The 20,724-nt window shown below is 69.7% G+C and carries 20 protein-coding genes; 10 read left to right on the forward strand and 10 right to left on the reverse strand.

Features of this window, described 5'->3' with window-relative positions:
• Window position 1 precedes the first annotated feature (1 nt).
• The 5 genes from tsaE (at window position 2) to K6753_RS09885 (ending at window position 6,010) form a co-directional block, all read left to right on the forward strand.
• A complete protein-coding gene (gene tsaE / locus K6753_RS09865; RefSeq protein ID WP_425492113.1) occupies window positions 2-499 on the forward strand; it encodes a tRNA (adenosine(37)-N6)-threonylcarbamoyltransferase complex ATPase subunit type 1 TsaE in 498 nt (165 codons plus the stop codon).
• A gap of 83 nt (window positions 500-582) precedes the next feature.
• A complete protein-coding gene (locus K6753_RS09870; protein WP_223676283.1) occupies window positions 583-2,091 on the forward strand; it encodes an N-acetylmuramoyl-L-alanine amidase in 1,509 nt (502 codons plus the stop codon).
• Between the two features lie 112 nt (window positions 2,092-2,203).
• A complete protein-coding gene (gene mutL / locus K6753_RS09875) occupies window positions 2,204-4,054 on the forward strand; it encodes a DNA mismatch repair endonuclease MutL (protein WP_223676284.1) in 1,851 nt (616 codons plus the stop codon).
• The gene (locus tag K6753_RS09880) at window positions 4,033-5,010 is read left to right on the forward strand and encodes a DUF1684 domain-containing protein (protein ID WP_223676285.1); all 978 of its coding nucleotides are present in this window, start codon (window positions 4,033-4,035) and stop codon (window positions 5,008-5,010) included. The genes mutL and K6753_RS09880 overlap by 22 nt, the downstream gene beginning before the upstream one ends.
• Window positions 5,011-5,020: 10 nt before the next feature.
• Window positions 5,021-6,010, forward strand: a complete 990-nt coding sequence (locus tag K6753_RS09885) for a TraB/GumN family protein (protein ID WP_223676286.1) — start codon at window positions 5,021-5,023, stop codon at window positions 6,008-6,010.
• 22 nt (window positions 6,011-6,032) lie between these two features.
• On the opposite strand, the gene rnfB is transcribed toward K6753_RS09885, so the two are convergent.
• The 3 genes from rnfB to K6753_RS09900 all read right to left on the reverse strand — a co-directional run bounded on the left by rnfB (window position 6,033) and on the right by K6753_RS09900 (window position 9,231).
• Entirely contained in the window at window positions 6,033-6,440 is a 408-nt protein-coding gene (gene rnfB, locus K6753_RS09890) for an Rnf electron transport complex subunit RnfB (RefSeq protein WP_223676287.1), read from the reverse strand.
• A 42-nt stretch (window positions 6,441-6,482) separates the two neighbouring features.
• Window positions 6,483-8,597: a methionine--tRNA ligase gene (gene metG, locus K6753_RS09895; RefSeq protein WP_223676288.1), complete on the reverse strand. Its 2,115-nt coding sequence runs from the start codon at window positions 8,595-8,597 to the stop codon at window positions 6,483-6,485.
• Window positions 8,598-8,787: 190 nt separating this feature from the next.
• Window positions 8,788-9,231, reverse strand: coding sequence for a DUF2147 domain-containing protein (locus K6753_RS09900; protein WP_223676289.1), 444 nt, complete (start codon window positions 9,229-9,231; stop codon window positions 8,788-8,790).
• A 388-nt stretch (window positions 9,232-9,619) separates the two neighbouring features.
• On the opposite strand from K6753_RS09900, the gene apbC reads away from it, so the two are divergent.
• Window positions 9,620-10,501: an iron-sulfur cluster carrier protein ApbC gene (gene apbC / locus K6753_RS09905; protein ID WP_223676472.1), complete on the forward strand. Its 882-nt coding sequence runs from the start codon at window positions 9,620-9,622 to the stop codon at window positions 10,499-10,501.
• Window positions 10,502-10,582: 81 nt separating this feature from the next.
• Window positions 10,583-11,155 (forward strand): dCTP deaminase, encoded by a 573-nt coding sequence (dcd, locus tag K6753_RS09910; protein WP_223676290.1) that lies wholly within the window; start codon window positions 10,583-10,585, stop codon window positions 11,153-11,155.
• A 21-nt stretch (window positions 11,156-11,176) separates the two neighbouring features.
• Here dcd and K6753_RS09915 read toward each other — a convergent pair whose 3' ends face one another.
• Both K6753_RS09915 and K6753_RS09920 read right to left on the reverse strand, forming a co-directional pair.
• Window positions 11,177-11,593, reverse strand: a complete 417-nt coding sequence (locus tag K6753_RS09915) for an HIT domain-containing protein (RefSeq protein ID WP_223676291.1) — start codon at window positions 11,591-11,593, stop codon at window positions 11,177-11,179.
• The gene (locus tag K6753_RS09920) at window positions 11,590-12,255 is read right to left on the reverse strand and encodes a dienelactone hydrolase family protein (protein WP_223676292.1); all 666 of its coding nucleotides are present in this window, start codon (window positions 12,253-12,255) and stop codon (window positions 11,590-11,592) included. Before K6753_RS09920 ends, K6753_RS09915 begins: the two co-directional genes overlap by 4 nt.
• A gap of 158 nt (window positions 12,256-12,413) precedes the next feature.
• On the opposite strand from K6753_RS09920, the gene rimO reads away from it, so the two are divergent.
• Together rimO and K6753_RS09930 are read left to right on the forward strand one after the other, a co-directional pair.
• The gene (gene rimO / locus K6753_RS09925; RefSeq protein ID WP_223676293.1) at window positions 12,414-13,781 is read left to right on the forward strand and encodes a 30S ribosomal protein S12 methylthiotransferase RimO; all 1,368 of its coding nucleotides are present in this window, start codon (window positions 12,414-12,416) and stop codon (window positions 13,779-13,781) included.
• A 145-nt stretch (window positions 13,782-13,926) separates the two neighbouring features.
• Window positions 13,927-14,466 (forward strand): type 1 glutamine amidotransferase domain-containing protein, encoded by a 540-nt coding sequence (locus tag K6753_RS09930; protein ID WP_223676294.1) that lies wholly within the window; start codon window positions 13,927-13,929, stop codon window positions 14,464-14,466.
• Window positions 14,467-14,599: 133 nt separating this feature from the next.
• Here the strand turns inward: K6753_RS09930 and greB are convergent, their stop codons facing one another.
• The 3 genes from greB to K6753_RS09945 form a co-directional block, all read right to left on the reverse strand.
• Window positions 14,600-15,097 carry a transcription elongation factor GreB gene (gene greB, locus K6753_RS09935; RefSeq protein ID WP_223676295.1) on the reverse strand — a complete coding sequence of 166 codons (498 nt, stop codon included), beginning with the start codon at window positions 15,095-15,097 and terminating at the stop codon, window positions 14,600-14,602.
• Window positions 15,098-15,159: 62 nt separating this feature from the next.
• Window positions 15,160-15,684, reverse strand: a complete 525-nt coding sequence (locus K6753_RS09940; RefSeq protein ID WP_223676296.1) for a copper resistance protein NlpE — start codon at window positions 15,682-15,684, stop codon at window positions 15,160-15,162.
• Window positions 15,685-15,805: 121 nt separating this feature from the next.
• On the reverse strand, window positions 15,806-17,344 hold the full coding sequence (locus K6753_RS09945) for a helicase HerA-like domain-containing protein (protein WP_223676297.1): 1,539 nt from the start codon (window positions 17,342-17,344) through the stop codon (window positions 15,806-15,808).
• Window positions 17,345-17,496: 152 nt separating this feature from the next.
• Between K6753_RS09945 and K6753_RS09950 the strand changes: the two genes are divergently transcribed.
• Window positions 17,497-18,996 carry a transglycosylase SLT domain-containing protein gene (locus K6753_RS09950; RefSeq protein WP_425492103.1) on the forward strand — a complete coding sequence of 500 codons (1,500 nt, stop codon included), beginning with the start codon at window positions 17,497-17,499 and terminating at the stop codon, window positions 18,994-18,996.
• Between the two features lie 170 nt (window positions 18,997-19,166).
• Here the strand turns inward: K6753_RS09950 and asd are convergent, their stop codons facing one another.
• Window positions 19,167-20,012, reverse strand: coding sequence for an archaetidylserine decarboxylase (gene asd, locus K6753_RS09955; protein WP_223676298.1), 846 nt, complete (start codon window positions 20,010-20,012; stop codon window positions 19,167-19,169).
• Window positions 20,009-20,662, reverse strand: a complete 654-nt coding sequence (locus K6753_RS09960) for an SCO family protein (protein ID WP_223676299.1) — start codon at window positions 20,660-20,662, stop codon at window positions 20,009-20,011. The genes asd and K6753_RS09960 overlap by 4 nt, the downstream gene beginning before the upstream one ends.
• Window positions 20,663-20,724: the final 62 nt, after the last annotated feature.

A 20,724-nucleotide genomic window follows, 5' to 3' on the forward strand; every position in this document is an offset into this window, starting at 1 on the left:
GATCGACGAATTGAGGATCGACCTGCCCGACGCGGACGCCACCGACCGCCTCGGCCAGGCGCTCGCCCGCACGCGGCCGGCCAGTGCGGTGGTCCACCTGCACGGCGACCTGGGTGCCGGCAAATCGACCCTGGCCCGGGCGCTGCTGCGTGCGCTGGGCGTGACCGGCACGATCCGCAGCCCGACCTACACGCTGATCGAGCGTTATCCGCTGCAGGGCGGTGGTGAGGCGTGGCACCTCGACCTCTATCGGATCGCCGACGCCGGCGAGCTCGATTTCCTCGGGCTGGATGAGGGCGCGGCGGTGCTTTGGCTGATCGAGTGGCCCGAGCGCGGGCGTGGCCACCTGCCGGCGCCGGATCTCGAGGTCCACCTGGAGGTCGACGGGCTGGGCCGACGGGCGCGCCTGCTCGTGCCGACGCCGGTCGGCGAGCAGTGGCTCGGGCAGTTGGAGGCCATCGTGCGGGCCGACCCCAGCTTGCGGGTCATTTCTGAATGATCCGGCAGGAAGTTGCGGCAGGCCACGGATTCCAAAGGAAAAAATGCTTGCAATATCCCGTGTCCGGTGCTTGACTACGGCGCATGCGAGCCACGGCGCCCCCCGTCCTGTCCTTCCTGCTCGGCATTGCGCTGCTCCCGGCGCTGGCCTTGAGCTCCGCAAACGCAAGTGAAATCAAGGGCCTGCAACTCAGCACCGGTGCAACCGGCACCCGCGCCGAGATCGCCCTGGATGCCGCCTCCGACTTCCGCGTCCTCAGCCTGAAGGGCCCGGACCGCCTTGCCATCGACCTGACGGACTCGCGCCTGACCCCCGGCGTGTCGCTGCCGGCCGGCAGCGGCGTCGTCTCGTCGGTGCGCACCGGGCAGCCGGTCGCGGGCACGGTCCGCATCGTGTTCGACCTCAACCAGACGGTGACGGCGATTGCGCCGCGCATCGAGCCCGGCGCCAACGGCCCGAAGCTGGTGGTGGAGTGGCCGCATGACGGCGCACCTGCACCTGCAACGGCACCCGCGGTGGCAACCGTTGCGACTTCGGCTCCGGTGCCTCCGCAGCCTGCGGCCGTGTTGCCGCCCGCGAAGACCGACGCCGAGCGCGCCGCCGAATCCGCCGCAGCCACGACGCGCCTGATTTCCCAGCTCGCCGCCTCGTATGGAGGTAATGCCGCGAAGACGGCGACGCCGTCGTCGTCCGTCCCGACCACCGTGGCGACAGGCGTGCCGACGCGCATCGCCACCGGCCAGCCGGCGCCGGTCCAGCCGACACGCGAGGCCGTGCCGCCCGCCGATTCGGCCCACGGCAAGACGCTGCAGCAGGTGATGCGCGGTGCCGGCATGCGTCCGCTGATCGTGGCGATCGACGCCGGTCACGGCGGTCAGGACCCCGGCGCGGTCGGGCTGGCGGGCAAGCGCGAGAAGGACATCACCCTGGCGATCGCTCGCGAACTGGCGCGCCAGGTCGATGCCACGCCCGGCCTGAAGGCCTACCTGACGCGCGACACGGACGTGTTCCTGCCGCTGACCAAGCGCACGCAGCTTGCACGCGCCAACCGCGCCGACATCTTCGTCTCCATCCACGCCGACGCCGCCGAGAACCGCAACGCCAAGGGTTCCTCGGTGTACGTGCTGTCGCTGCGCGGTGCGTCGTCCCAACGCGCGCGCTGGCTCGCCGACAAGGAAAACTCGGCCGACCTGATCGGCGGTGCGCGCCTGCCCAAGACCGACAACACCCTGACCTCGGTGCTGCTCGACCTCACCCAGAGCGGCCACATGCGCGCGTCCGAGGACGCCGCCGGCCACGTGCTCTCGGGCCTGAAGAAGATCGGCAACAACCACAAGCCGCAGGTGGAGCGCGCCAACTTCGCCGTGCTGCGCACGTCCGACATGCCGGCCATGTTGGTGGAGACGGCGTTCCTGTCGAACCCGGAAGAGGAAAAGCGCCTGACCGATCCTGCGCAGCAGCGGGTCATCGCCCGCGCGGTGCTCGACGGCATCAACACGTATTTCACCCGCCAGCCGCCGCCGGGGACGATGTTCGCCGCGCGTGCCGAGGCGCAGTACGCGGCTCCGGGCGGGGCCGGCGGAAGTCCCTGAGCCTTGGACATCCTCGAAGCCTGATTGAACGAACGCCGGCGCATTCTCGCCGGCGTTCGTGCATCCGGGCGCCGGTATGATGGCGGGCCCCGTTTTCCGGCCCCGAGTCCACGTGCCCATTCGTCCGCTGCCCGACATCCTCGTCAACCAGATCGCCGCCGGCGAAGTGGTCGAGCGGCCGGCGTCGGTGGTCAAGGAACTGGTCGAAAACGCGATCGACGCGGGTGCCCGTCGGGTCGACATCGACCTGGAAGAGGGCGGCGCACGGTTGATCCGCATCCGCGACGACGGTGGCGGCATCCCGGCCGACGAACTGGCGCTGGCGGTGTCGCGCCACGCGACCAGCAAGATCGCCTCGCTCGACGACCTGGAAGGCGTTGCGACCCTGGGGTTCCGTGGCGAGGCACTGCCGTCGATCGCCTCCGTCAGCCGGTTCACGCTGGTGTCCCGCCCGGGCGACGCGCAGCACGCGATGGCGCTGGAGGTCGACGGCGGCCGAGTGGCCGAACCGGCGCCACGGCCGCATCCGCCCGGCACCACGGTGGAAGTGCGCGACCTGTTCTTCAACGTGCCGGCGCGCCGCAAGTTCCTGAAAGCCGAGCGCACCGAACTGGGCCATATCGAGGAATGGTTGCGGCAACTGGCACTGGCCCGGCCCGACATCGAACTGCGCGTCTCGCACAACGGCAAGCCGTCGCGACGCTGGAAAGGCGAGGTGGACATCCTCGAACAATCCGGCCTGTTCGATGCCCGGTTGCAAGAGACGCTCGGCGAGGGCTTCGCGTCGCAGGCGCTGCGTGTGGAGCACGAGGCGGCGGGCCTGCGGCTGCACGGCTGGATCGCCAAGCCCAATTACTCGCGCGCCAGCGCCGACCAGCAGTACCTGTACGTCAACGGGCGCGCGGTCCGCGACCGCAGCGTTGCGCACGCGGTGAAGCAGGCCTACGCCGACGTGCTGTTCCATGGCCGCCAGCCGGCGTACGTGCTGTTCCTGTCGGTCGATCCGCGCCGCGTGGACGTCAATGTCCATCCGGCCAAGCATGAAGTGCGTTTCCGCGACGGTCGGCTGATCCACGACTTCGTCTACCGCACGTTGCACCAGGCGCTGGCCGAAACGCGTGCGGGCATCGAGGCATCGTCGATGACGGCGCATGCGCCCGCTGCCACGGGGCAGGGCGGACAGCCCGCGGCGATGCACTGGGACCGTTCGCAGGCACCGCTGGGCCTGCGCGAAGGCGCAGCGGATGGGGTCTGGGCCCGCGAGGCGCAGGCCGGGTATGCCGCGCTTTACGGCGGCCATGCGGGCGGCAACGAAGCCACACCCGCGGCGGCGCCGTCCGCGCCATTGCCGCCCCTGCCCGAGAGCAGCGAACCCTCGCTGCCCCCGCTGGGCTATGCAATGGCGCAGCTGCACGGAATCTACATCCTCGCCGAGAGCGCGCAGGGCCTGATCGTCGTCGACATGCACGCCGCGCACGAGCGCATCGGGTACGAGAAGCTCAAGCGCGCGCACGACGGCGAGGGTCTGCGGACGCAACCGCTGCTGGTGCCGGCATCGATCGCCGTGTCCGAGCGCGAAGCTGAAGTGGCCGAGCGCGAATCGGCGACGCTGGCGGAACTCGGCTTCGAAGTGACACGCGCCGGTCCCCAGTCGCTGACGCTGCGTGCGGTCCCGGCGCTGCTGGCGCATGGCGACGTCGAAGCGTTGCTGCGCGACGTGCTGGCCGACCTGCGCGAGCATGGCCAGTCGCGCCGCGTCGCCGAGGCGCGCGACGAACTGCTGTCGACCATGGCCTGCCACGGGGCGGTGCGTGCGAACCGCCGCCTGACGCTGCCGGAGATGAACGCGCTGCTGCGCGAGATGGAAGCCACCGAACGCTCCGGGCAGTGCAACCACGGCCGCCCGACCTGGGCGCACTTCACGCTGGCGGAGATGGACCGATGGTTCCTGCGCGGGCGCTGAGCACCGTGCCGTTGCGCCGGACCGGCATCGTGGTGTCGACGGTGCTGGCGGTCCTGCTCGCGGCGGGCTGCGGCGGGGATGACGCCGCAGCGGGGGATGCCACCGATCCCGCCGCTCAGGCGGCCTTCGACGCATCCCAGGCCGGCTGGCGGCGCGAGCGCGCCGAGATGCTCACGAAGCCGGGCGGCTGGGCCAGCCTGGTCGGCCTGCACTGGATCGGCCCCGGGCCGCACTACGTCGGCAGCAGTGCGGGCAACGGGGTCCGGGTGGCGGTCGGCCCGTCCCACCTGGGCATGGTCGACGTGCGCGACGGTGGCATCCGGTTCGTTCCGGAGCGTGGCGTGTCGCTGACATTGGATGGCGAGCCTCTCGATGGCGCGGTCATGTTGTCCACCGATGCCGACGGTGCCGCGCCGAGCGTGCTGGGCTTCGATGACGGACGCGGCCGGCTGTCGGTGATCCGGCGCGGCACGCGCCGTGCGCTGCGCGTCTGGCACGAGGACGCCGCGACCCGCACCGGGTTCAAGGCGATCGAGTACTGGCCCGGAGGCGCCGACTGGGTGCTGACCGGGCGCTACACCCCGCATGCGGAACCGCGCACGATGGAGGTCACCGACATCGTGGGCACCATCGAACAGGTGGCCAACCCGGGCATGATCGAGTTCGACCGCGGCGGGCGCACGCACCGCATCGAAGTGCTGGACCCGGGTCGCGAAGGTGCTGCCATCGCGTTTGTCGACGGCACCAGCGGCCACGGCAGCTACGGCATCGGTCGCTACCTCGATGTCGACCTGCCGGCGACCGCGGGGCCGGTGCGGCTGGACTTCAACCGCGCCTACAACCCGCAATGTGCGTTCTCGAAGTTCTCCACCTGCCGACTGACGCCCAACGCCAACCGGCTTGACCTGCGGGTCGAGGCGGGCGAAAAGGCCTACGTTGCTCCTTCCACCCCCTGACGGGACATCCATGCGCCGCCTCAGCCGCCTCGCCCTTGCTGCTTCCCTTGCCCTGGCCCTGTTGGCGCCGGCCTCCGCGCGTCCCGACGGGGAGGCCGCTCCTGTCGCTTCCACGACCGCGACTCTGGCCGAGGCTGCCGACAGTGCGCCGGTCCCGCTGCTGTGGAAGGTGTCGGACGCCGACAACAGCGTTTACCTGCTGGGTTCGTTCCACCTGCTCAAGCCCGACGACTATCCCGTCTCGCCCGACGTCGACGCCGCCTTCCAAGCGGCGGACCGGGTGGTGTTCGAGGTATCGCCCGAGGACCTGCACGACCCGGCCACGGCGCTGAAGTTCCTGCAGGCGGCCGGCTATGCCGAAGGCGGCACGCTCAGCGACGTGCTGCCGCTGGCGATGCGCGAGAAGTTCAACCGGATCCTGGCGCGTAACGGGGCGTCGATCGCGCAGTTCGAAGCCTACGAGCCCTGGTTCGTGAACCTGTCGCTGACGCTTGGCCTGTCGCAATCGATGGGCTTCAGTGGCGAACACGGCCTGGACCAGCACCTGATGCGCGCCGCCGCCGACGCCGGCAAGCCGACGGGCGGGCTCGAGACGATCGACGACCAGTTGCGAGCGCTGGACGGCACCCCGATCGACGAGCAGGTCGCATCGCTCTCGGACTTCATCGACCGCCCGCAGGAGATGCCGGGTATGCTGTCGGACCTGCACGCGGCGTGGCGCACTGGCGACGTCCCGGCGCTGGGACGCCTCACGCTTGAGGAGATGCAGGCCAAGACGCCCGAGACCTACCGGATGGTCAACGTGGTGCGCAACCAGGCCTGGGTCCCGCAGATCCGCGCGCTGCTGGACGACAGCGCCGGCGAGGATGTGCTGGTCGTGGTCGGCGCATTGCACCTGCTGGGCGAGGACGGACTGGTGGCGCAGCTGGACGACGGCGGCTACCGGCTCGAGCGCGTGTGCTCGGCGTGCGTGGAGCCGGAGACCCAGCCCGCGGAATGACGGTGCGCCCGGCGCCCCGGGTTCAGTGCGCCGGTAGCAGCACGATGCAATCGACGGGGCAGACCGGCACGCACAGCTCGCAGCCCGTGCACAGCGGCTCGATCACCACGTGCATGTGCTTGCTGCCGCCGATGATGGCGTCGACCGGGCACGCCTGGATGCACTTCGTGCAGCCGATGCAGTCGGCCTCGACGACGCGTGCGACCTGCGGCGGCTTGTGCTCGCCCCGATCGCGGTCGAACGGAATAGGCCGCACGTGCAGGAGATGGGCAAGCGCCCGCGCACCGCGATCGCCGCCGGGCGGGCAACGCTCCGGCCCGGCGTCGCCTGCTGCCATCGCCTCCGCGTACGGCCGGCAACCGGCATAGCCGCACTGGCCGCACTGGGTCTGCGGCAACAGGCGGTCGAGGCGGTCGGCGAGTTCGGTCATGTGCTGCGCCCGGTCATCCGGCGCCTGGGGACGGCCGGCGGATCAGCGTACCGGCATGCCCGGCTGTGCACCTTCGTGCGCATCCAGCAGGAACAGCCCACCGCCGTCGAAGCCGGCGGAAAGGATCATCCCTTCGCTGATGCCGAAGCGCATCTTGCGCGGCGCGAGGTTGGCGATGAACACGACGTTGCGGCCGACCAGCGATTCCGGCTCGCCATACGAGGCGCGGATGCCGGAAAAGATCTGCCGCGTGCCGAGGTCGCCGGCATCGAGCTCGAATCGCAGCAGTTTGTCGGAGCCTTCCACGAATTCGCACACGCGCACGCGGCCGACCCGCAGGTCGAGCTTGGCGAAGTCGTCGATGCCGATAACGGGTGAAGCGGACTGCGCACCCTCGCTCTTTGTAGGAGCGGCTTCAGCCGCGATCGGGCTTCGGCCATCCGACCCACCCTGCTTCGCGGCTGAAGCCGCTCCTGCATGGGGGGCTGGAGTGGCGTCGGTGGGCTTCAGGGAGTCCTTGCTGGCTTCGGTCATGGCGTCGAGGAGTTTCGGGTCGATTCGGGTGAAGAGGGGCGTGTAGTCGCCGATGCGATGGGCGACCAGCGGGGCGTCCAGCGCCTGCCAGTGGGCGACCGGCGCCTGCAGGAACTCGTCGGCCTGCGCGCTGGTGCGCGGCAGCACGGGCTTGAGCGCCGTGTTGAGTACGCGGAACAGGTTGAGCGCCTGGGTGCAGACAGCGTGCAGTTGCGCCTCGGCACCGTCCTGCTTGGCCAGCACCCACGGCTTGTGCTCGTCGATGTAGCGGTTCGCCTCGTCGGCCAACGCCATGGTCAGGCGCAGCGCCGTGGCGGCCTCGTTGCGCTGGTACGCGGCACTGATGGGCACCAGCTGGTCGACGAAGCGGGCGTACATGGCGCGGTCGGGCAGGGCATCGGCCAGCCGGCCTTCGAAGCGCTTGTTGATGAAGCCCGCGCAGCGGCTGGCGAGGTTGACGAACTTGCCGACCAGGTCGGCATTCACACGCGCCGTGAAGTCGGTCAGGTTGAGGTCCAGGTCGTCGACGCCGCCGCTGGTCTTGGTGGCGAAGTAGTAGCGCAGCGCCTCCGGGTCCAGCCCGGTGTCCAGGTAGGTGCGCGCCATGACGAAGGTGCCGCGCGACTTGGACATCTTCGCGCCGTCCACGGTCAGGTAGCCGTTGACGTGCAGTCGCGTGGGCGCCCGGAAGCCGGCCCCATGCAGCACCGCCGGCCAGAACAGGCCGTGGAAGTTGACGATGTCCTTGCCGATGAAGTGGTGCAGCTCGGCCGACGAATCGCGCGCCAGGTACCCGAAGAAGTCGAGCCCTTCGCGTTCGCACAGCGCCTGGAAGCTGGAGAGGTAGCCGATCGGCGCGTCGATCCAGACGTACAGGTACTTGCCCGGATGCCCGGGGATCTCGAAGCCGAAGTACGGTGCATCGCGCGAGATGTCCCAGGCACGCAGGCCACCCTCGGCGTCCAGCCATTCCTGCAGCTTTGCCTTGACCCCGGACGGGGCGACATCGCCCGCCAGCCAATCGCGCAGGAACGCCTCGAAGCCGCCGACCTCGAAGAAGAAGTGTTCGGATTCGCGCAGTTCGGGAATTGCGCCCGACAGCACCGAGCGCGGCTCCTTCAATTCGGTGGGGGCGTAGGTCGCGCCACAGTGCTCGCAGTTGTCGCCGTACTGGTCGGGCGTGCCGCAGTTCGGGCAGGTGCCTTTGACGTAGCGGTCTGGCAGGAACATGCCCTTGGCCGGGTCGTACAGCTGCTCGACCGAGCGCCGGCTGATGTGGCCGTTGTTGTCGAGCTTGGTGTAGATCGCCTCGGTAAGTGCGCGGTTGCGGGCCGAGTGCGTGGAGTCGTAGTGGTCGAAGGCGACGCCGAAGTCGGCGAAGTCGCGCTCGTGGCTCGCCTGGATACCGGCGATGAACGCTTCCGGCGTGGTGCCGGCCTTCTCGGCGGCCAGCATGATCGGTGTGCCGTGGGTGTCGTCGGCGCACACGAAGTGCGCGATGTGGCCGGCCATGCGGTGCGCGCGGGCGTAGATGTCGCCCTGGATGTAGCCCACCAGGTGGCCCAGGTGCAGGGGGCCGTTGGCGTAGGGCAGGGCGCAGGTGACGACGAGCTCGCGGGACATGGGTCGGGCTTCTTGGGCGGGCGCGGAACGGCCGGCGATTATCGCACGCAGGTCGGGGCGCGCCCTGGCATCACAACCGCGCCGTGCCTCGAGCGTTGACAGCCGCCGACTCCCGCCCGCAAAAACAAACGGCCCGCAATGCGGGCCGTCCGGGTAGGCCGGTCTATCGGCCGATTTTCCTACTGGTGCGTTACTGGCGGACCCAGGTCTGGGTACGACCAAGCAGCGAGAAACCCATGAAGCCGCGGACTTCCAGCTTGCTGCCGCCCTCGGTCGGCGTGACCTTGACCGAGTAGACCTTGCCGCTGGCCGGGTCGAGGATCTTGCCGCCTTCCCAGGTGTTGCCCTTCTGCTTGATGCCCCAGAGGATGACCATGCCCTTCACGGGCTTGTCCTTGTTGGCGCCGCTGCACTTGTCGCATACCGGGTTGGGGCCGCGGTCGGACTGCAGGATCTCGTCGACGCGACCGGCCAGGCTGCCGTCGCGGGCCTCGTAGATTTCCACGACGGACTTGGGCTTGCCGGTCTCGTCGTCGATGGTCGTCCACGAACCGACCGGAGTGTTCTGCGCCATCGCCACGGCCGAAACGGCCATCAGCGGCAGCGCGAGCAGGGCGAGCAGTGTATTGCGCATGGATTCGTCCCCTCCCAGGGATGTGAGGAAGCCCGCAACGGGTCGCGGGATTGCGGTCTTTTATACCGTATCCGGACGCAGGGGTACGGGCGGCCGGCCGACGTGATTCAGCTGGCGCGCGTCGGCACGGCAAGGCGTGGGCCCGCACGGCCTGCGACAATAGGCCGCTCTCCAGACTCCAGCGATGCCTCCTGCCGTGACTGAAACCATCGAATCCCGCCTTGCCGAACTCGCGTCTGTACCGGGAGGTCCGACGCTGCAGTCGCTGGGTGCCCGCATCCGCGCGGTGCAGGCTGGTGGCGCGGCATCGCTCCATGTGTCCGCGGGCGTCCCGGCAGGTGCCTTGCAGGCGTGGGTGCCGCAGGCGGCCGCCGACGCGCTGTCGTCGATGGGGTTGCGGGTCGGCTCGCTGGAGATCACCTCCCGCATCGCCAGCCACGCCGTGCAACCGAACCTGTCGCCGCTGCCCAACGTGCGCAACATCATTGCCGTGGGGTCGGGCAAGGGCGGCGTGGGGAAGTCGACGACGGCGGTGAACCTGGCGCTGGCCTTGGCGGCCGATGGTGCGCGCGTGGGGGTGCTGGATGCCGACGTCTACGGGCCGAGCGTGCCGATGATGCTGGGCTTGTCGGGCCGGCCGGACAGCCCGGACGGCAAGACCATCGAACCGATGCGCGCGCATGGCGTGGAAGCGATGTCGATCGGGCTGCTGGTCGACCAGGACACGCCGATGATCTGGCGTGGCCCGATGGCCACGTCGGCGCTGACACAGTTGCTGGAGCAGACGCGCTGGGGCGGCGAGGATGGGCTGGACTACCTTATCGTCGACCTGCCGCCGGGCACCGGCGACATCCAACTGACGATGGCGCAGAAGATCCCGGTCGCAGGCGCGGTCATCGTCACCACGCCGCAGGACGTGGCCACGCTGGATGCGAAGAAGGCACTGAAGATGTTCGAGAAGGTCGAGGTGCCGGTGCTGGGCCTGATCGAGAACATGGCCGTGCACGTGTGTTCCAACTGCGGCCATGCCGAGCACATCTTCGGCCAGGGCGGCGGCGAGCGCATGGCGGCGCAGTACGGCGTGCCGCTGCTGGGGTCGCTGCCGCTGGAGGTCGCGATCCGCGAGCAGGGCGATGCCGGGACGCCGGTAGTGGCCGCGGCGCCGGAGTCTCCGGCCGCGCAGGCCTACCGCGACGCCGCGCGTCGCGTCGCCATCGAACTGGCGCTGAGGCCGCGCGTGACGCCATCGATCAGCGCGTCGCTGCTTTAAGAAGCCCCGTCCCCTTTACAATCGCCCGCTGCCGGCGCCCTGACGGGCCGCCGGACGCCACCGCCACCCGGGAATCACCGCATGAGTATCAAGTCCGACCGCTGGATCCGCCGCATGGCTGCCGAGAAGGGCATGATCGAGCCGTTCGAGGCCGGGCAGGTCAAGCACGCCGACGGCGAGCGGATCGTCAGCTACGGCACGTCCAGCTACGGCTACGACGTGCGCTGCTCGCGCGAGTTCAAGGTGTTCACCAACATCAATTCGACGATCGTCGACCCTAAGCACTTCGACCCGGGCAGCTTCGTCGACATCGATGCGGACGTCTGCATCATCCCGCCGAACTCCTTCGCGCTGGCGCGCACCGTGGAGTACTTCCGTATCCCGCGCGACACGCTGGTGGTGTGCCTGGGCAAGAGCACGTACGCGCGCTGCGGGATCATCGTCAACGTGACGCCGCTGGAGCCGGAGTGGGAAGGCCACGTCACGCTGGAGTTCTCCAACACCACGCCGCTGCCGGCACGCATCTATGCCAACGAGGGCGTGGCGCAGATGCTGTTCTTCCAGGCCGACAAGGACGACGTGTGCGAGACGTCCTACAAGGACCGTGGCGGCAAGTACCAAGGCCAGACCGGCGTCACGCTGCCGCGCACCTGACCGAATGCAGGGCGTCGCTGCCTAGGCGGGCAGGTTCCGCTGCAGCGTCGCGACCCGCTCGACCAGCGTCTCCGGCGTGTAGGGCTTCGCGGAGGCTGAGCCCCAGACCGGCCGCGGCCAGGCGATATCGTCGCGGTAGCGGGCAATCACGTGCACGTGCAGCTGCGATACGACGTTGCCCAGCGCGGCCACGTTGAGCTTGTGGGGCTTGAACGCCGCCTGCAGCGCACGGCTGGCCAGCGCGATTTCCCGGGTCAATCCGGCCTGCGCGGCGTCGTCCAGGTCGATCCATTCCACCGCCCCCGCCACGCGCGGCACCAGGATCAGCCACGGGTGGTTGGCATCGTCCATCAGCCGCAGCTCGCTCAGCGGCAGGTGGGCGACCGGGTGGGTGTCCGCGGCCAGTTGCGGGTCCAGTTGCCAGTCGGTGGCATTCATCTCAGCGCGTCCTCGAAGAAGTCGACCGTGCGCGTCCACGCCTGGGCGGCGCTGGCGGCGTGGAAGTCGGCGCGACGGTCGCAGTTGAAGCCGTGGCCGGCGTCCTCGTACACGTACGCCCGGGCCTGCGGATACGCATCGCGGTGCGCCTGGACATCGGCCGGCGGGATGATCGAGTCGCGTGCGCCGAAGTGGAACAGCATCGGCGCGCGCAGCGGCTCGCCCAGGAACGGCACGCTGCGGCCCCCGTAATAGCTGACAGCCGGCAGGCCCAGCCGCGTGTTGGCCAGCAGGGCGACGGAACCGCCCCAGCAGAAGCCGACCGCGCCCGTTCTCAGGCCCTCCGCCTGCAATAGCGTCGCGGCCGAGTCCACCAGGTCGACCGCGCGATCGAAGCCCAGCCGGGCCACGAGGTCGCGGCCGCGTGCGACGCCGGCGTCGTCGTAGTCCAGTTCAACGCCCGGCTCGACGCTGTCCATCAGCGCCGGCGCCAGGGCCACGAAGCCGGCATCGGCGAGGCGGCCCACGACGTCGCGGATATGCGCGTTCACGCCGAAGATCTCCTGCACCACGACCACCGCGCCCTTGGACGGGCCCGTGGGGTCGGCGCGCCAGCCGCGAATGGGCCCGGCCTCGCTGTCGATATCCATCCATGTGGCCATGCATTGCCTCCAGGCTTAACCGCCCGGGGGGAGGCGGTACGGCCCGATTCTAGCGCCCGCTATAATTGGCGGCCCTGTCCGGCCGGCGCCTTGCCGGGCCGGCATCTGCGACCGCCCCGGCGCGCTGCCTGCGCGCTCCCAACCGCGCGCCCGAATCCATGTCACTGCCCAACACACCCGCCACCAGCGGCAAGGTCGGCTTCGTCAGCCTTGGCTGCCCGAAGGCCCTGGTCGACTCCGAACGTATCCTCACCCAACTGCGGGTGGAGGGCTACGAGTTGGTGCCCAGCTACGACGACGCAGACGTCGTGGTGGTCAACACCTGCGGCTTCATCGATTCGGCGGTCGCCGAATCGCTGGACGCGATCGGCGAAGCCATGGCCGAGAACGGCAAGGTCATCGTCACCGGCTGCCTGGGCAAGCGCGGCGACCTGATCCGCGAGGCCCACCCCGACGTGCTGTCCATCAGCGGTCCGCAGGACTACGACAGCGTGCTGGGCGCGGTGCACCAGGCTCTGCCGCCGACGCACGACCCGTTTACCAGTCTGCTGCCGCGCCGCGCGTCGCAGGAGGACGAGGTCGGCATCAAGCTGACGCCGAAGCACTACGCGTACCTCAAGATTTCCGAGGGCTGCAACCACCGCTGCAGCTTCTGCATCATCCCGTCGATGCGCGGCGACCTGGTGTCGCGCCCGGTCGACGCGGTGCTGCGCGAGGCCGAGAAGCTGGTGATGGGCGGCGTGCGCGAACTGCTGGTCATCTCGCAGGACACCTCGGCGTACGGCGTGGACGTGCGTTACCAGCCGCGCGGGTGGCGCGGCCGCGAGTACCAGACCCGCATGAAGGCGCTGTGCGAGGGCCTGGGCGAGCTCGGTGTCTGGAATCGGCTGCACTACGTGTATCCGTACCCGCACGTGGACGACATCATTCCGCTGATGGCCGAAGGCACGGTGTTGCCTTACCTGGACATTCCGTTCCAGCACGCCAGCCCGCGCATCCTCAAGTTGATGAAGCGGCCCGGCGCGGTGGACCGCACGCTGGAGCGCATCCAGCGCTGGCGCGCCATGTGCCCGGACCTCACCATCCGCAGCACCTTCATCGTCGGCTTTCCCGGCGAGACCGAGGCCGAGTTCGAGGCGCTGCTGGACTTCCTCGACGAGGCGCAGCTGGACCGCGTCGGCGCGTTCGCCTACTCGCCGGTGGATGGTGCGACTGCAAACGCATTGCCCGACCCGGTGCCGGAAGAAGTGAAGCAGGAGCGGCTCGCGCGCTTCATGGAGCGCCAGGCCGAGATTTCCACGGCACGGCTGGAGGCCAAGGTGGGCACGATCCAGCAATGCCTGGTCGACATGGTCGATGGCGATCTCGCGATCGCCCGCTCGAAGGCCGATGCGCCGGAGATCGACGGCGTCGTCCAGATCCAGAACGGGCTGGAGGCCGGGCTGCGACCGGGCCAGTTCGTCGACGTCGAGATCATGGGCAGCGACGAGCACGATCTGTACGGCGAGGCGGTCATCTCCGGGTAGTCGACGGCAGGCGCGGCGGCATCCATCGCTGCGACGCGGCCACTGAGCCGGTGGCGCGACGGGTGGTTTCGCATCGATTGAACCCATGGTTCACGCGCGTTTACCGCGCCGTGCGTTCCACTGGCCCGCCGCATGGAGCAGTCCCATGGCCCAGACCCTGTCCGGCAAGACCATTGCCATCCTCGCCACCGACGGTTTCGAGCAGTCCGAGCTCACCGAGCCCAAGCGCCTGCTGGAAGAGGCCGGCGCGCGCGTGGACGTGATCGCACCCAAGGCCGGGTCCATCCGCGGCTGGGACAAGAAGGACTGGGGCAAGGACGTGGCTGTCGACAAGGCGCTGTCGGATGCGACCGCCGGCGACTACGACGCGCTGGTGCTGCCGGGCGGCGTCATCAACCCGGACAAACTCCGGATGGAAGAGAAGGCCATCGGGTTCATCAAGGCGTGCTTCGACGGTGGCAAGCCGGTCGCCGCCATCTGCCACGGGCCGTGGACACTGATCGAGGCCGACCTGGTGGAGGGCCGCAAGGTGACGTCGTGGGCGTCGCTGCGCAAGGACCTGGAAAACGCCGGCGCCAGCTGGGAGGACAGCGAAGTCGTCGAGGACGGCGGGCTGATCACCAGCCGCAAACCCGATGACATTCCGGCGTTCACGCAGGCGGTCATCCGCGCGGTTGCGGGGTAAGGCGTAGGTCCTCCCTTGCAGGGCAGGGGAGGATGCTGCGCGGCACGCGGTCTGCGATCTGCCATTTCTCGTCATTCCCGCCTTCGCGGGAATGATGGATTCGGGTGGTTGTCAGTCGTGGGTCGGTCGTCCCTCAGTACTCGATCGCCACCACCCAGAACGTCACCTCTCCGCCCGGCAGCACGGCGCACACTTCATCGTCCACGCGTTTGCCCAGCAGCGCCCGTGCCAGCGGCGAATCGATGCTGATCCAGCCCAGGGCCGCGTCCGTCTCGTCGGGGCCGACGATGCGGTAGCGGACCGTTTCACCGCTGTCGCTGTTTTCCAGCTCGATGGTCGCGCCGAAGAACACGGCCGAAGGGTCGGAGGGCGCGGCGTCCACCACCTTCAGCGCAGACAGGCGCTTGCTGAGGTAGCGCACGCGGCGGTCGATGCCGCCCAGCTGCTTCTTACGGTAGGTGTATTCCGCGTTCTCGGATCGGTCGCCCTCGGCAGCGGCGGCCGACAGCGCCCGCACGACCTCGGGGCGCTGCACGCGCCACAGGTCGTCGAGTTCCGCCTTCAGGCGGTCATGGCCCTGGCGCGTGATGAGCGCAGTGCCGATTTCGGACGGGGGACGCCAGCGGCCCATGCGGGTCGGCTCCGGGATGGGCCGAGCGGGCGCGCGAGCAGTGGCCCGCGCGCGCAGCCCGATTACATGTTCGCGCCGGAGCGACGCAGGCTGTAGTCCAGCCCGGACTCGATGCGCTGGGCACCCAGGTCCAGCATCCGCACTTCGTCGTTGGAGACGATTTCGTAGACACGGTCGTTCTCGGACTTGCTGTCCGGGTCCAGGCGCAGGCGCGCACCGTCCTGTTCGGCCGCCCACGTGCCCTGCAACTGCTGCGCGCCGTCGGCCTGGTCGATGTAGCTCTCGGTCATCGCGAAGGTGCCATCCGGAGACAGGGTCAACTCGGTCTCGATGCCCGGGCAGCTGGCGCAGGGCAGGGTGCCGTTGAAGGTGCCGGCAAATGCGCGCAGGTCCAGCTCGCCGGCATCCATCGCGCCGTTGTCGGTGCTCACGACCTTCGATGCGTCATCCGCGGGCGTGGCAGCCGGCGCGGCCGTGGCGGCCGGATCGACGGTGGCCGCCGACTCGTCGGCCGGCTCGGACCGCTGGCAGGCGGCAAGCAGCACGGCGGACAGGGCGAGGCAGGCAAGGCGGGCGGTCGGGTTCATGTCACGCATCTCCATATGAAAGGGGCACCGGCGCGGACACCGGGTGCCGGCGATTCTAATCAGGGCGGTCCTTAAGGCGCTGTCGGGATCGACACGCGGTCCGGCGCTGGCGGCACCTGCCTCATCGGCGGCCGCCGAAGATCCCGCCCAGCACGCCGCGCAGGATCTGCCGGCCGATCTGGTTGCCGACGGTGCGCGAGGCCTGCTTGGCCATCGTCTCCAGCATTCCCTGGCGGCGCTTGGTGCCGAACACCGCGTCCTTCACCGTCTGGCCGAAGCCACCCTCTGCTGCGTCCTCCGTAGCCTTCCCGTTGCCTTTCGCAGCGGGCGCACCGGCCTCCTCGGCGAGCGCCTGCGCCTTGCGCGCCAGCATCTCGGCGGCGGACTCGCGGTCCAGCGCCGCGTCGTACTTGGCACCGACCGGGCTGCCGGCGCGCACCTGCATGCGTTCGGCATCGGTAATCGCGCCCATCCGGCAGCGCGGCGGTGCGACGAGGGTGCGCTCGACCGGCATCGGCACGCCCTTGTCCTGGAGCGTGGACACCAGCGCCTCACCGACGCCCAGCGTGCCGATGGCGGCGGCGACGTCCAGGCCCGGGTTGGGGACGAACGTCTCCGCCGCCGTGCGCACCGCCTTCTGGTCGCGCGGGGTGAACGCGCGCAGCGCGTGCTGCACGCGGTTGCCCAACTGGCCGAGGATGTCGTCGGGCACGTCGTCGGGGAACTGCGAGCAGAAGTACACGCCCACGCCCTTGGAGCGGATGATCCGGACGACCTGCTCGACCCGCTGGCGCAGCGCGGGCGGCGCATCGTCGAACAGCAGGTGCGCCTCGTCGAACACGAATACCAGCTTCGGCTTGTCCAGGTCGCCGACCTCCGGCAACTGCTCGAACAGCTCCGACAGCAGCCACAGCAGGAAGCTGGAATACAGGCGCGGCTTCAGCACCAGCTTGTCGGCGGCGAGGATGTTGACGATGCCGCGGCCGTCGACGGTGGTGCGCATCAGGTCCGACAGGTCCAGCGCCGGCTCGCCGAAGAAGGCTTCCGCGCCATCGGACTCGAGCCGCAACAGCGCGCGCTGGATCGCGCCGATCGACGGCGCGCTGACCAGACCGTACTCGGTCGACACCGCCTTGCGTTCCTCCGCGACGAGGTTGAGCAGCGCGCGCAGGTCGGCCAGGTCGAGCAGCAGCAGGCCGCGGTCGTCGGCCAGCTTGAACACGATGTCCATCACGCCGGACTGGGTGTCGTTGAGTTCCAGGATGCGCGACAGCAGCGTCGGTCCCATCTCGCTGACCGTCGTGCGCACCGGGTGGCCGAGTTGGCCGAAGAGGTCCCAGAAGACCGTCGGGCAGCCTTCGGGCGTGTAGCCGTCGACGCCGATACGGTCGACGCGTGCCTGCAGTTTCTCGCTGGGCGTGCCCGGCACGGCCAGGCCGGCGACGTCACCCTTCACGTCGGAGAGGAACACCGGCACCCCGATCCGCGAGAAGCCCTCGGCCAGCACCATCAGCGTGACCGTCTTGCCGGTGCCGGTGGCGCCGGCCACCAGGCCATGGCGATTGGCCAGCGCCGGCTGCAGCACCACATGCCCGTGGCCGGGCGGCGCGGGCGGGTCGGTGACGGCCTGGCCGATCAGGAGCGGGGCGGGCTGGGCCATGGGCGGGTGTCCTTTGGGGCGGCGGAGGCGACCGGCCGATTCTAGCCACGACTCCCGCTGGCTGAACCTTGGGGCCGCCCCGGGGTCAGACGCGGTTGCCCGCGCCCGAGCGCGGGCACTACCCTGACTCCCCAGTCGCCGTGTGTCCCCCGATGGCCCTTCCGTACCGCGTTGCCCTGCCGCTGCTCGTCGCCTTCATGGCCGCCGCGCTTCCTTCCGAATCACATGCGCAATCGCGCCGCGACCGCGAGGCCGCCGCCGCGTTGGAGCAGCGCATGCAGGCCGCCGAGGCCCGTTATCGCGAGGCACTGGTGATGGTCGGCAACGCCGACCCCGACGGCCAGGCGCAAGCCGATTCCGCGCTGGAGGACATGGAGGACGTGATGGCTGCCTGCGTCGCGCAGCGCGGCTGCCAGGTGCCGACCCTGCTGGCCACCTACAAGCGCCTGCTGAAGCAGGAAGCGGACGCCCAGGATCTACAGGACGACGACCTCGGGCTGACCGAGGGTGTGCCCGTCGACGTGGTGGCCGCCGACGTACCGGAGGCCGCGCGCGCGGCGCACCTGCTCGGCGAAGGGCACGACTTCGACCGCATGGTGGAGTTCAACCCGGCCGTGCAGGAAGGCATCCGCCGCTGGCTGACCGACATGCGCCCGGCGCTGATGACCAGCCACGAGAACTACCAGTACATGCGCCACCTGATGTGGCCGCACTACCAGCGCGCCGGGCTGCCGGAAGCGCTGCTGTTCGGGATCATGGCCAAGGAGTCGCACGGTCGCGTCCATGCCACTTCGCGCGCGGGCGCCGCCGGGCCGATGCAGTTCATGTATGCGACGGGGCGCCGGTTCGGCCTGGGCGATGACGGCAGCGGTTTCGATACCCGCTACGACCCGTATTCGGCCGCGCGCGCCAGCGTCGATTACCTCAACGAGCGCCTCGGCCAGCTCAACCGCAACATCGAACTGTCGCTGGCGGCGTACAACGGCGGCGAGGGACGCGCGTTGCGCGTGTTCCGCGAGACCGGCGGGCGCAGCTTCTGGGACGAATCGGTCTACAGCCAGTTCCCCGAGGAAACGCGCGACTACGTGCCGATGGTGATCGCCGCGGCGTGGATCTACCTGCACCCGGAGGACTACGGCGTGGTGTTCCCCGACGTCGATGCGCGTCCACAGGGGCTGCGGCTGGCTCAGGACGCGTCGATCTACCAGCTGACCGTGTGCCTGGGCAACGACAACGGCGCGCGCGACGGGTACATGCGCGCGCTGCGCAACCTCAACCCGCGCTACAAGGCCGACGACCGCATTCCGGCCGGCACCGAGATCAAGGCGACCGCCCGCATCGCGCAGCGCTACAACCGCTGGTGCACCCGCGGTGAACGCGCCGGCCTGGCGCGTACGCTCGTCAACAGCGACCCGCGCGCCGCGCTGGTGCGCGGCAGCTCGCCGCTGCCGACGGTGCCGACGCCCGCGCCGCCGCCGCCCGTGCCGGTGGTGCGCGAGTACCAGGTGCAGCGCGGCGAAACGCTGGGGTCGATCGCCCGCAAGTTCGGCTGCGATGCCGCCGTGCTCGCGCGTGCCAACGACCTGCGACCGGCACGCAATGCGCTGCAGCCGGGGCAGATGCTGAAGCTGGAGCAGTGCGAGGATCTGTAGCGGGTTGGAAGTCGCCTGGGACCCCTCAAGCCGTCATCCCGGCGAAAGCCGGGATCCAACGTGCAGTTGTTCGCAATGCGTGATCGTGCGCGGAAGTTGCGCCGCTGGATCCCGGCCTTCGCCGGGATGACCGTGGAGTGGCGCGGCGACCCCGGGCTCGATCGCAGCGCTCAGCGCACCCGCGTCGCCAACCGCTGCCCCAACCGCACCGCCGTTTCGGCGGCCAGTCCCGGCGCCAGCGTTGCCACCCCCGGCGGCAGCAGCACCACGACGGTCGAGCCGTAGTTGAAGCGCGCCATTTCCTCGAACCGGTCCAGTTCGATCGACTCGCCGCGGTAATCCTTGACCGTGATCGCGCGTCCGTAGGCGGGGATCTCCTCGCCGCTCCAGACCGTCTCCACGCCCGACACCATCAGCGCGCCGACCATCACCACGGCCATCGGTCCGAAGTCGGTGTCGAAGTGGCAGACCAGGCGCTCGTTGCGCGCGAACAGCCGCGGCACGTTCGCGACCGCCGCCGGGCCCACGCTGAACAGCCGGCCCGGCACGTGCACCGTTTCGCGCAGGCGCCCGGCCCAGGGCATGTGCACGCGGTGGTAGTCCTTGGGCGAGAGGTACACGGTGGCGAAGGTGCCGCCTTCGAACACCTTGGCCGACTCGTCATCGCCCAGCAGTTCGCCGGTGGTGAACGACTGGCCCTTGGCCTGGAAGATGCGGTCGCCTTCCACCTGCCCGCACTGGCTGATGCGACCGTCCGCCGGCATGAGCAGCGCGTCCGGGTCGGCGTCGGCGACGCGTGCACCGGGCTTGAGCGCGCGGGTGAAGAAGCTGTTGAACGTGGGGTAGGTCGACGGATCCGATTGCGCGGCCTCCGACAGGTCGACGCCGAAGCGGCGCGTCACCGTGTCGATCAGCCAGGCCTTCAGCCGCAGGTTGTCCGAGTACGCCAGCGCACGTGCCGCCGATGACAGCGCGCGGTGGGGCAGGACATAGGTCAACCAGGTGACCAGGCTCACGGCGTCGCGGCCTCGGTCAATGCGGCCATGTCGCGGGCGATCGCCGCGGGGTCGAGCGGTGGCTGGATCAGGCCGGACATGCGGCCCTGCGGGTCGAGCACCGCCATCGATGCGCTGTGGTCGACCGAATACTGGTCGGCCGGCATGCCCTCCTCGGCGGGCACCTTGGCGAACACCATGCTGATCGACTTGGCGAAGTCCTCCAGCGCGGGGATGTCGGCGGTGGCGGCCAGCGTGTCCTTGTGGAAGGCGTGGGCGTATTCCCCGAGGCGGTCGGGCGTGTCGCGCTCGGGGTCGACCGACACCAGCAGCACGCGCGGGCGCCGGGCCTCGGGGATCGACTCCCACTGCCGCTGCGCCTGCGCCATCTGCGTCAGCGTCATCGGGCACACGTCCGGGCAATAGGTGAAGCCCAGGAACACCAGCGTCCAGTGGCCCTTGAGCTCGCCCGGCACCAGCGGCGTGCCGTCGGACTGGCGCAGGTTGAAGGCGGGCAGCTCGCGCGGCGGGTCGAACAGCCGCACCGCCTCGGTCTGCGGCCAAGCGGTGGCCGGCGGCGGCGCCGGGTTGAACACGCGCTGGGCGGCGAGCAGGCCCAGCCCAGCGGCGAGGGCAGCGACCAGGACGATGGCGGTGGTGCGGTTGAACATGGCGGATCCACTGGAATCAACCGCGGCATGATAGCGGCCGGCCGCTATAATCGCCGGCCCTT

Source organism: Novilysobacter selenitireducens (assembly GCF_020026895.1).
GTDB classification, from domain to species: Bacteria; Pseudomonadota; Gammaproteobacteria; order Xanthomonadales; family Xanthomonadaceae; genus Lysobacter_C; species Lysobacter_C selenitireducens.

What these genes read in the sequence shown, in the direction of transcription:
- dcd (WP_223676290.1), top strand. Translation starts at nt 10,583, where the DNA reads ATGAGTATCAAGTCCGACCGCTGGATCCGCCGCATGGCTGCCGAGAAG.
- rimO (WP_223676293.1), top strand. Translation starts at nt 12,414, where the DNA reads ATGTCACTGCCCAACACACCCGCCACCAGCGGCAAGGTCGGCTTCGTC.
- K6753_RS09900 (WP_223676289.1), bottom strand. Translation starts at nt 9,231, where the DNA reads ATGCGCAATACACTGCTCGCCCTGCTCGCGCTGCCGCTGATGGCCGTT.
- K6753_RS09950 (WP_425492103.1), top strand. Translation starts at nt 17,497, where the DNA reads ATGGCCCTTCCGTACCGCGTTGCCCTGCCGCTGCTCGTCGCCTTCATG.
- apbC (WP_223676472.1), top strand. Translation starts at nt 9,620, where the DNA reads ATGGGGTTGCGGGTCGGCTCGCTGGAGATCACCTCCCGCATCGCCAGC.
- K6753_RS09920 (WP_223676292.1), bottom strand. Translation starts at nt 12,255, where the DNA reads ATGGCCACATGGATGGATATCGACAGCGAGGCCGGGCCCATTCGCGGC.
- greB (WP_223676295.1), bottom strand. Translation starts at nt 15,097, where the DNA reads ATGGGCCGCTGGCGTCCCCCGTCCGAAATCGGCACTGCGCTCATCACG.
- K6753_RS09880 (WP_223676285.1), top strand. Translation starts at nt 4,033, where the DNA reads ATGGTTCCTGCGCGGGCGCTGAGCACCGTGCCGTTGCGCCGGACCGGC.
- K6753_RS09940 (WP_223676296.1), bottom strand. Translation starts at nt 15,684, where the DNA reads ATGAACCCGACCGCCCGCCTTGCCTGCCTCGCCCTGTCCGCCGTGCTG.
- K6753_RS09945 (WP_223676297.1), bottom strand. Translation starts at nt 17,344, where the DNA reads ATGGCCCAGCCCGCCCCGCTCCTGATCGGCCAGGCCGTCACCGACCCG.
- K6753_RS09885 (WP_223676286.1), top strand. Translation starts at nt 5,021, where the DNA reads ATGCGCCGCCTCAGCCGCCTCGCCCTTGCTGCTTCCCTTGCCCTGGCC.
- K6753_RS09870 (WP_223676283.1), top strand. Translation starts at nt 583, where the DNA reads ATGCGAGCCACGGCGCCCCCCGTCCTGTCCTTCCTGCTCGGCATTGCG.
- rnfB (WP_223676287.1), bottom strand. Translation starts at nt 6,440, where the DNA reads ATGACCGAACTCGCCGACCGCCTCGACCGCCTGTTGCCGCAGACCCAG.
- K6753_RS09960 (WP_223676299.1), bottom strand. Translation starts at nt 20,662, where the DNA reads ATGTTCAACCGCACCACCGCCATCGTCCTGGTCGCTGCCCTCGCCGCT.
- metG (WP_223676288.1), bottom strand. Translation starts at nt 8,597, where the DNA reads ATGTCCCGCGAGCTCGTCGTCACCTGCGCCCTGCCCTACGCCAACGGC.
- K6753_RS09915 (WP_223676291.1), bottom strand. Translation starts at nt 11,593, where the DNA reads ATGAATGCCACCGACTGGCAACTGGACCCGCAACTGGCCGCGGACACC.
- K6753_RS09930 (WP_223676294.1), top strand. Translation starts at nt 13,927, where the DNA reads ATGGCCCAGACCCTGTCCGGCAAGACCATTGCCATCCTCGCCACCGAC.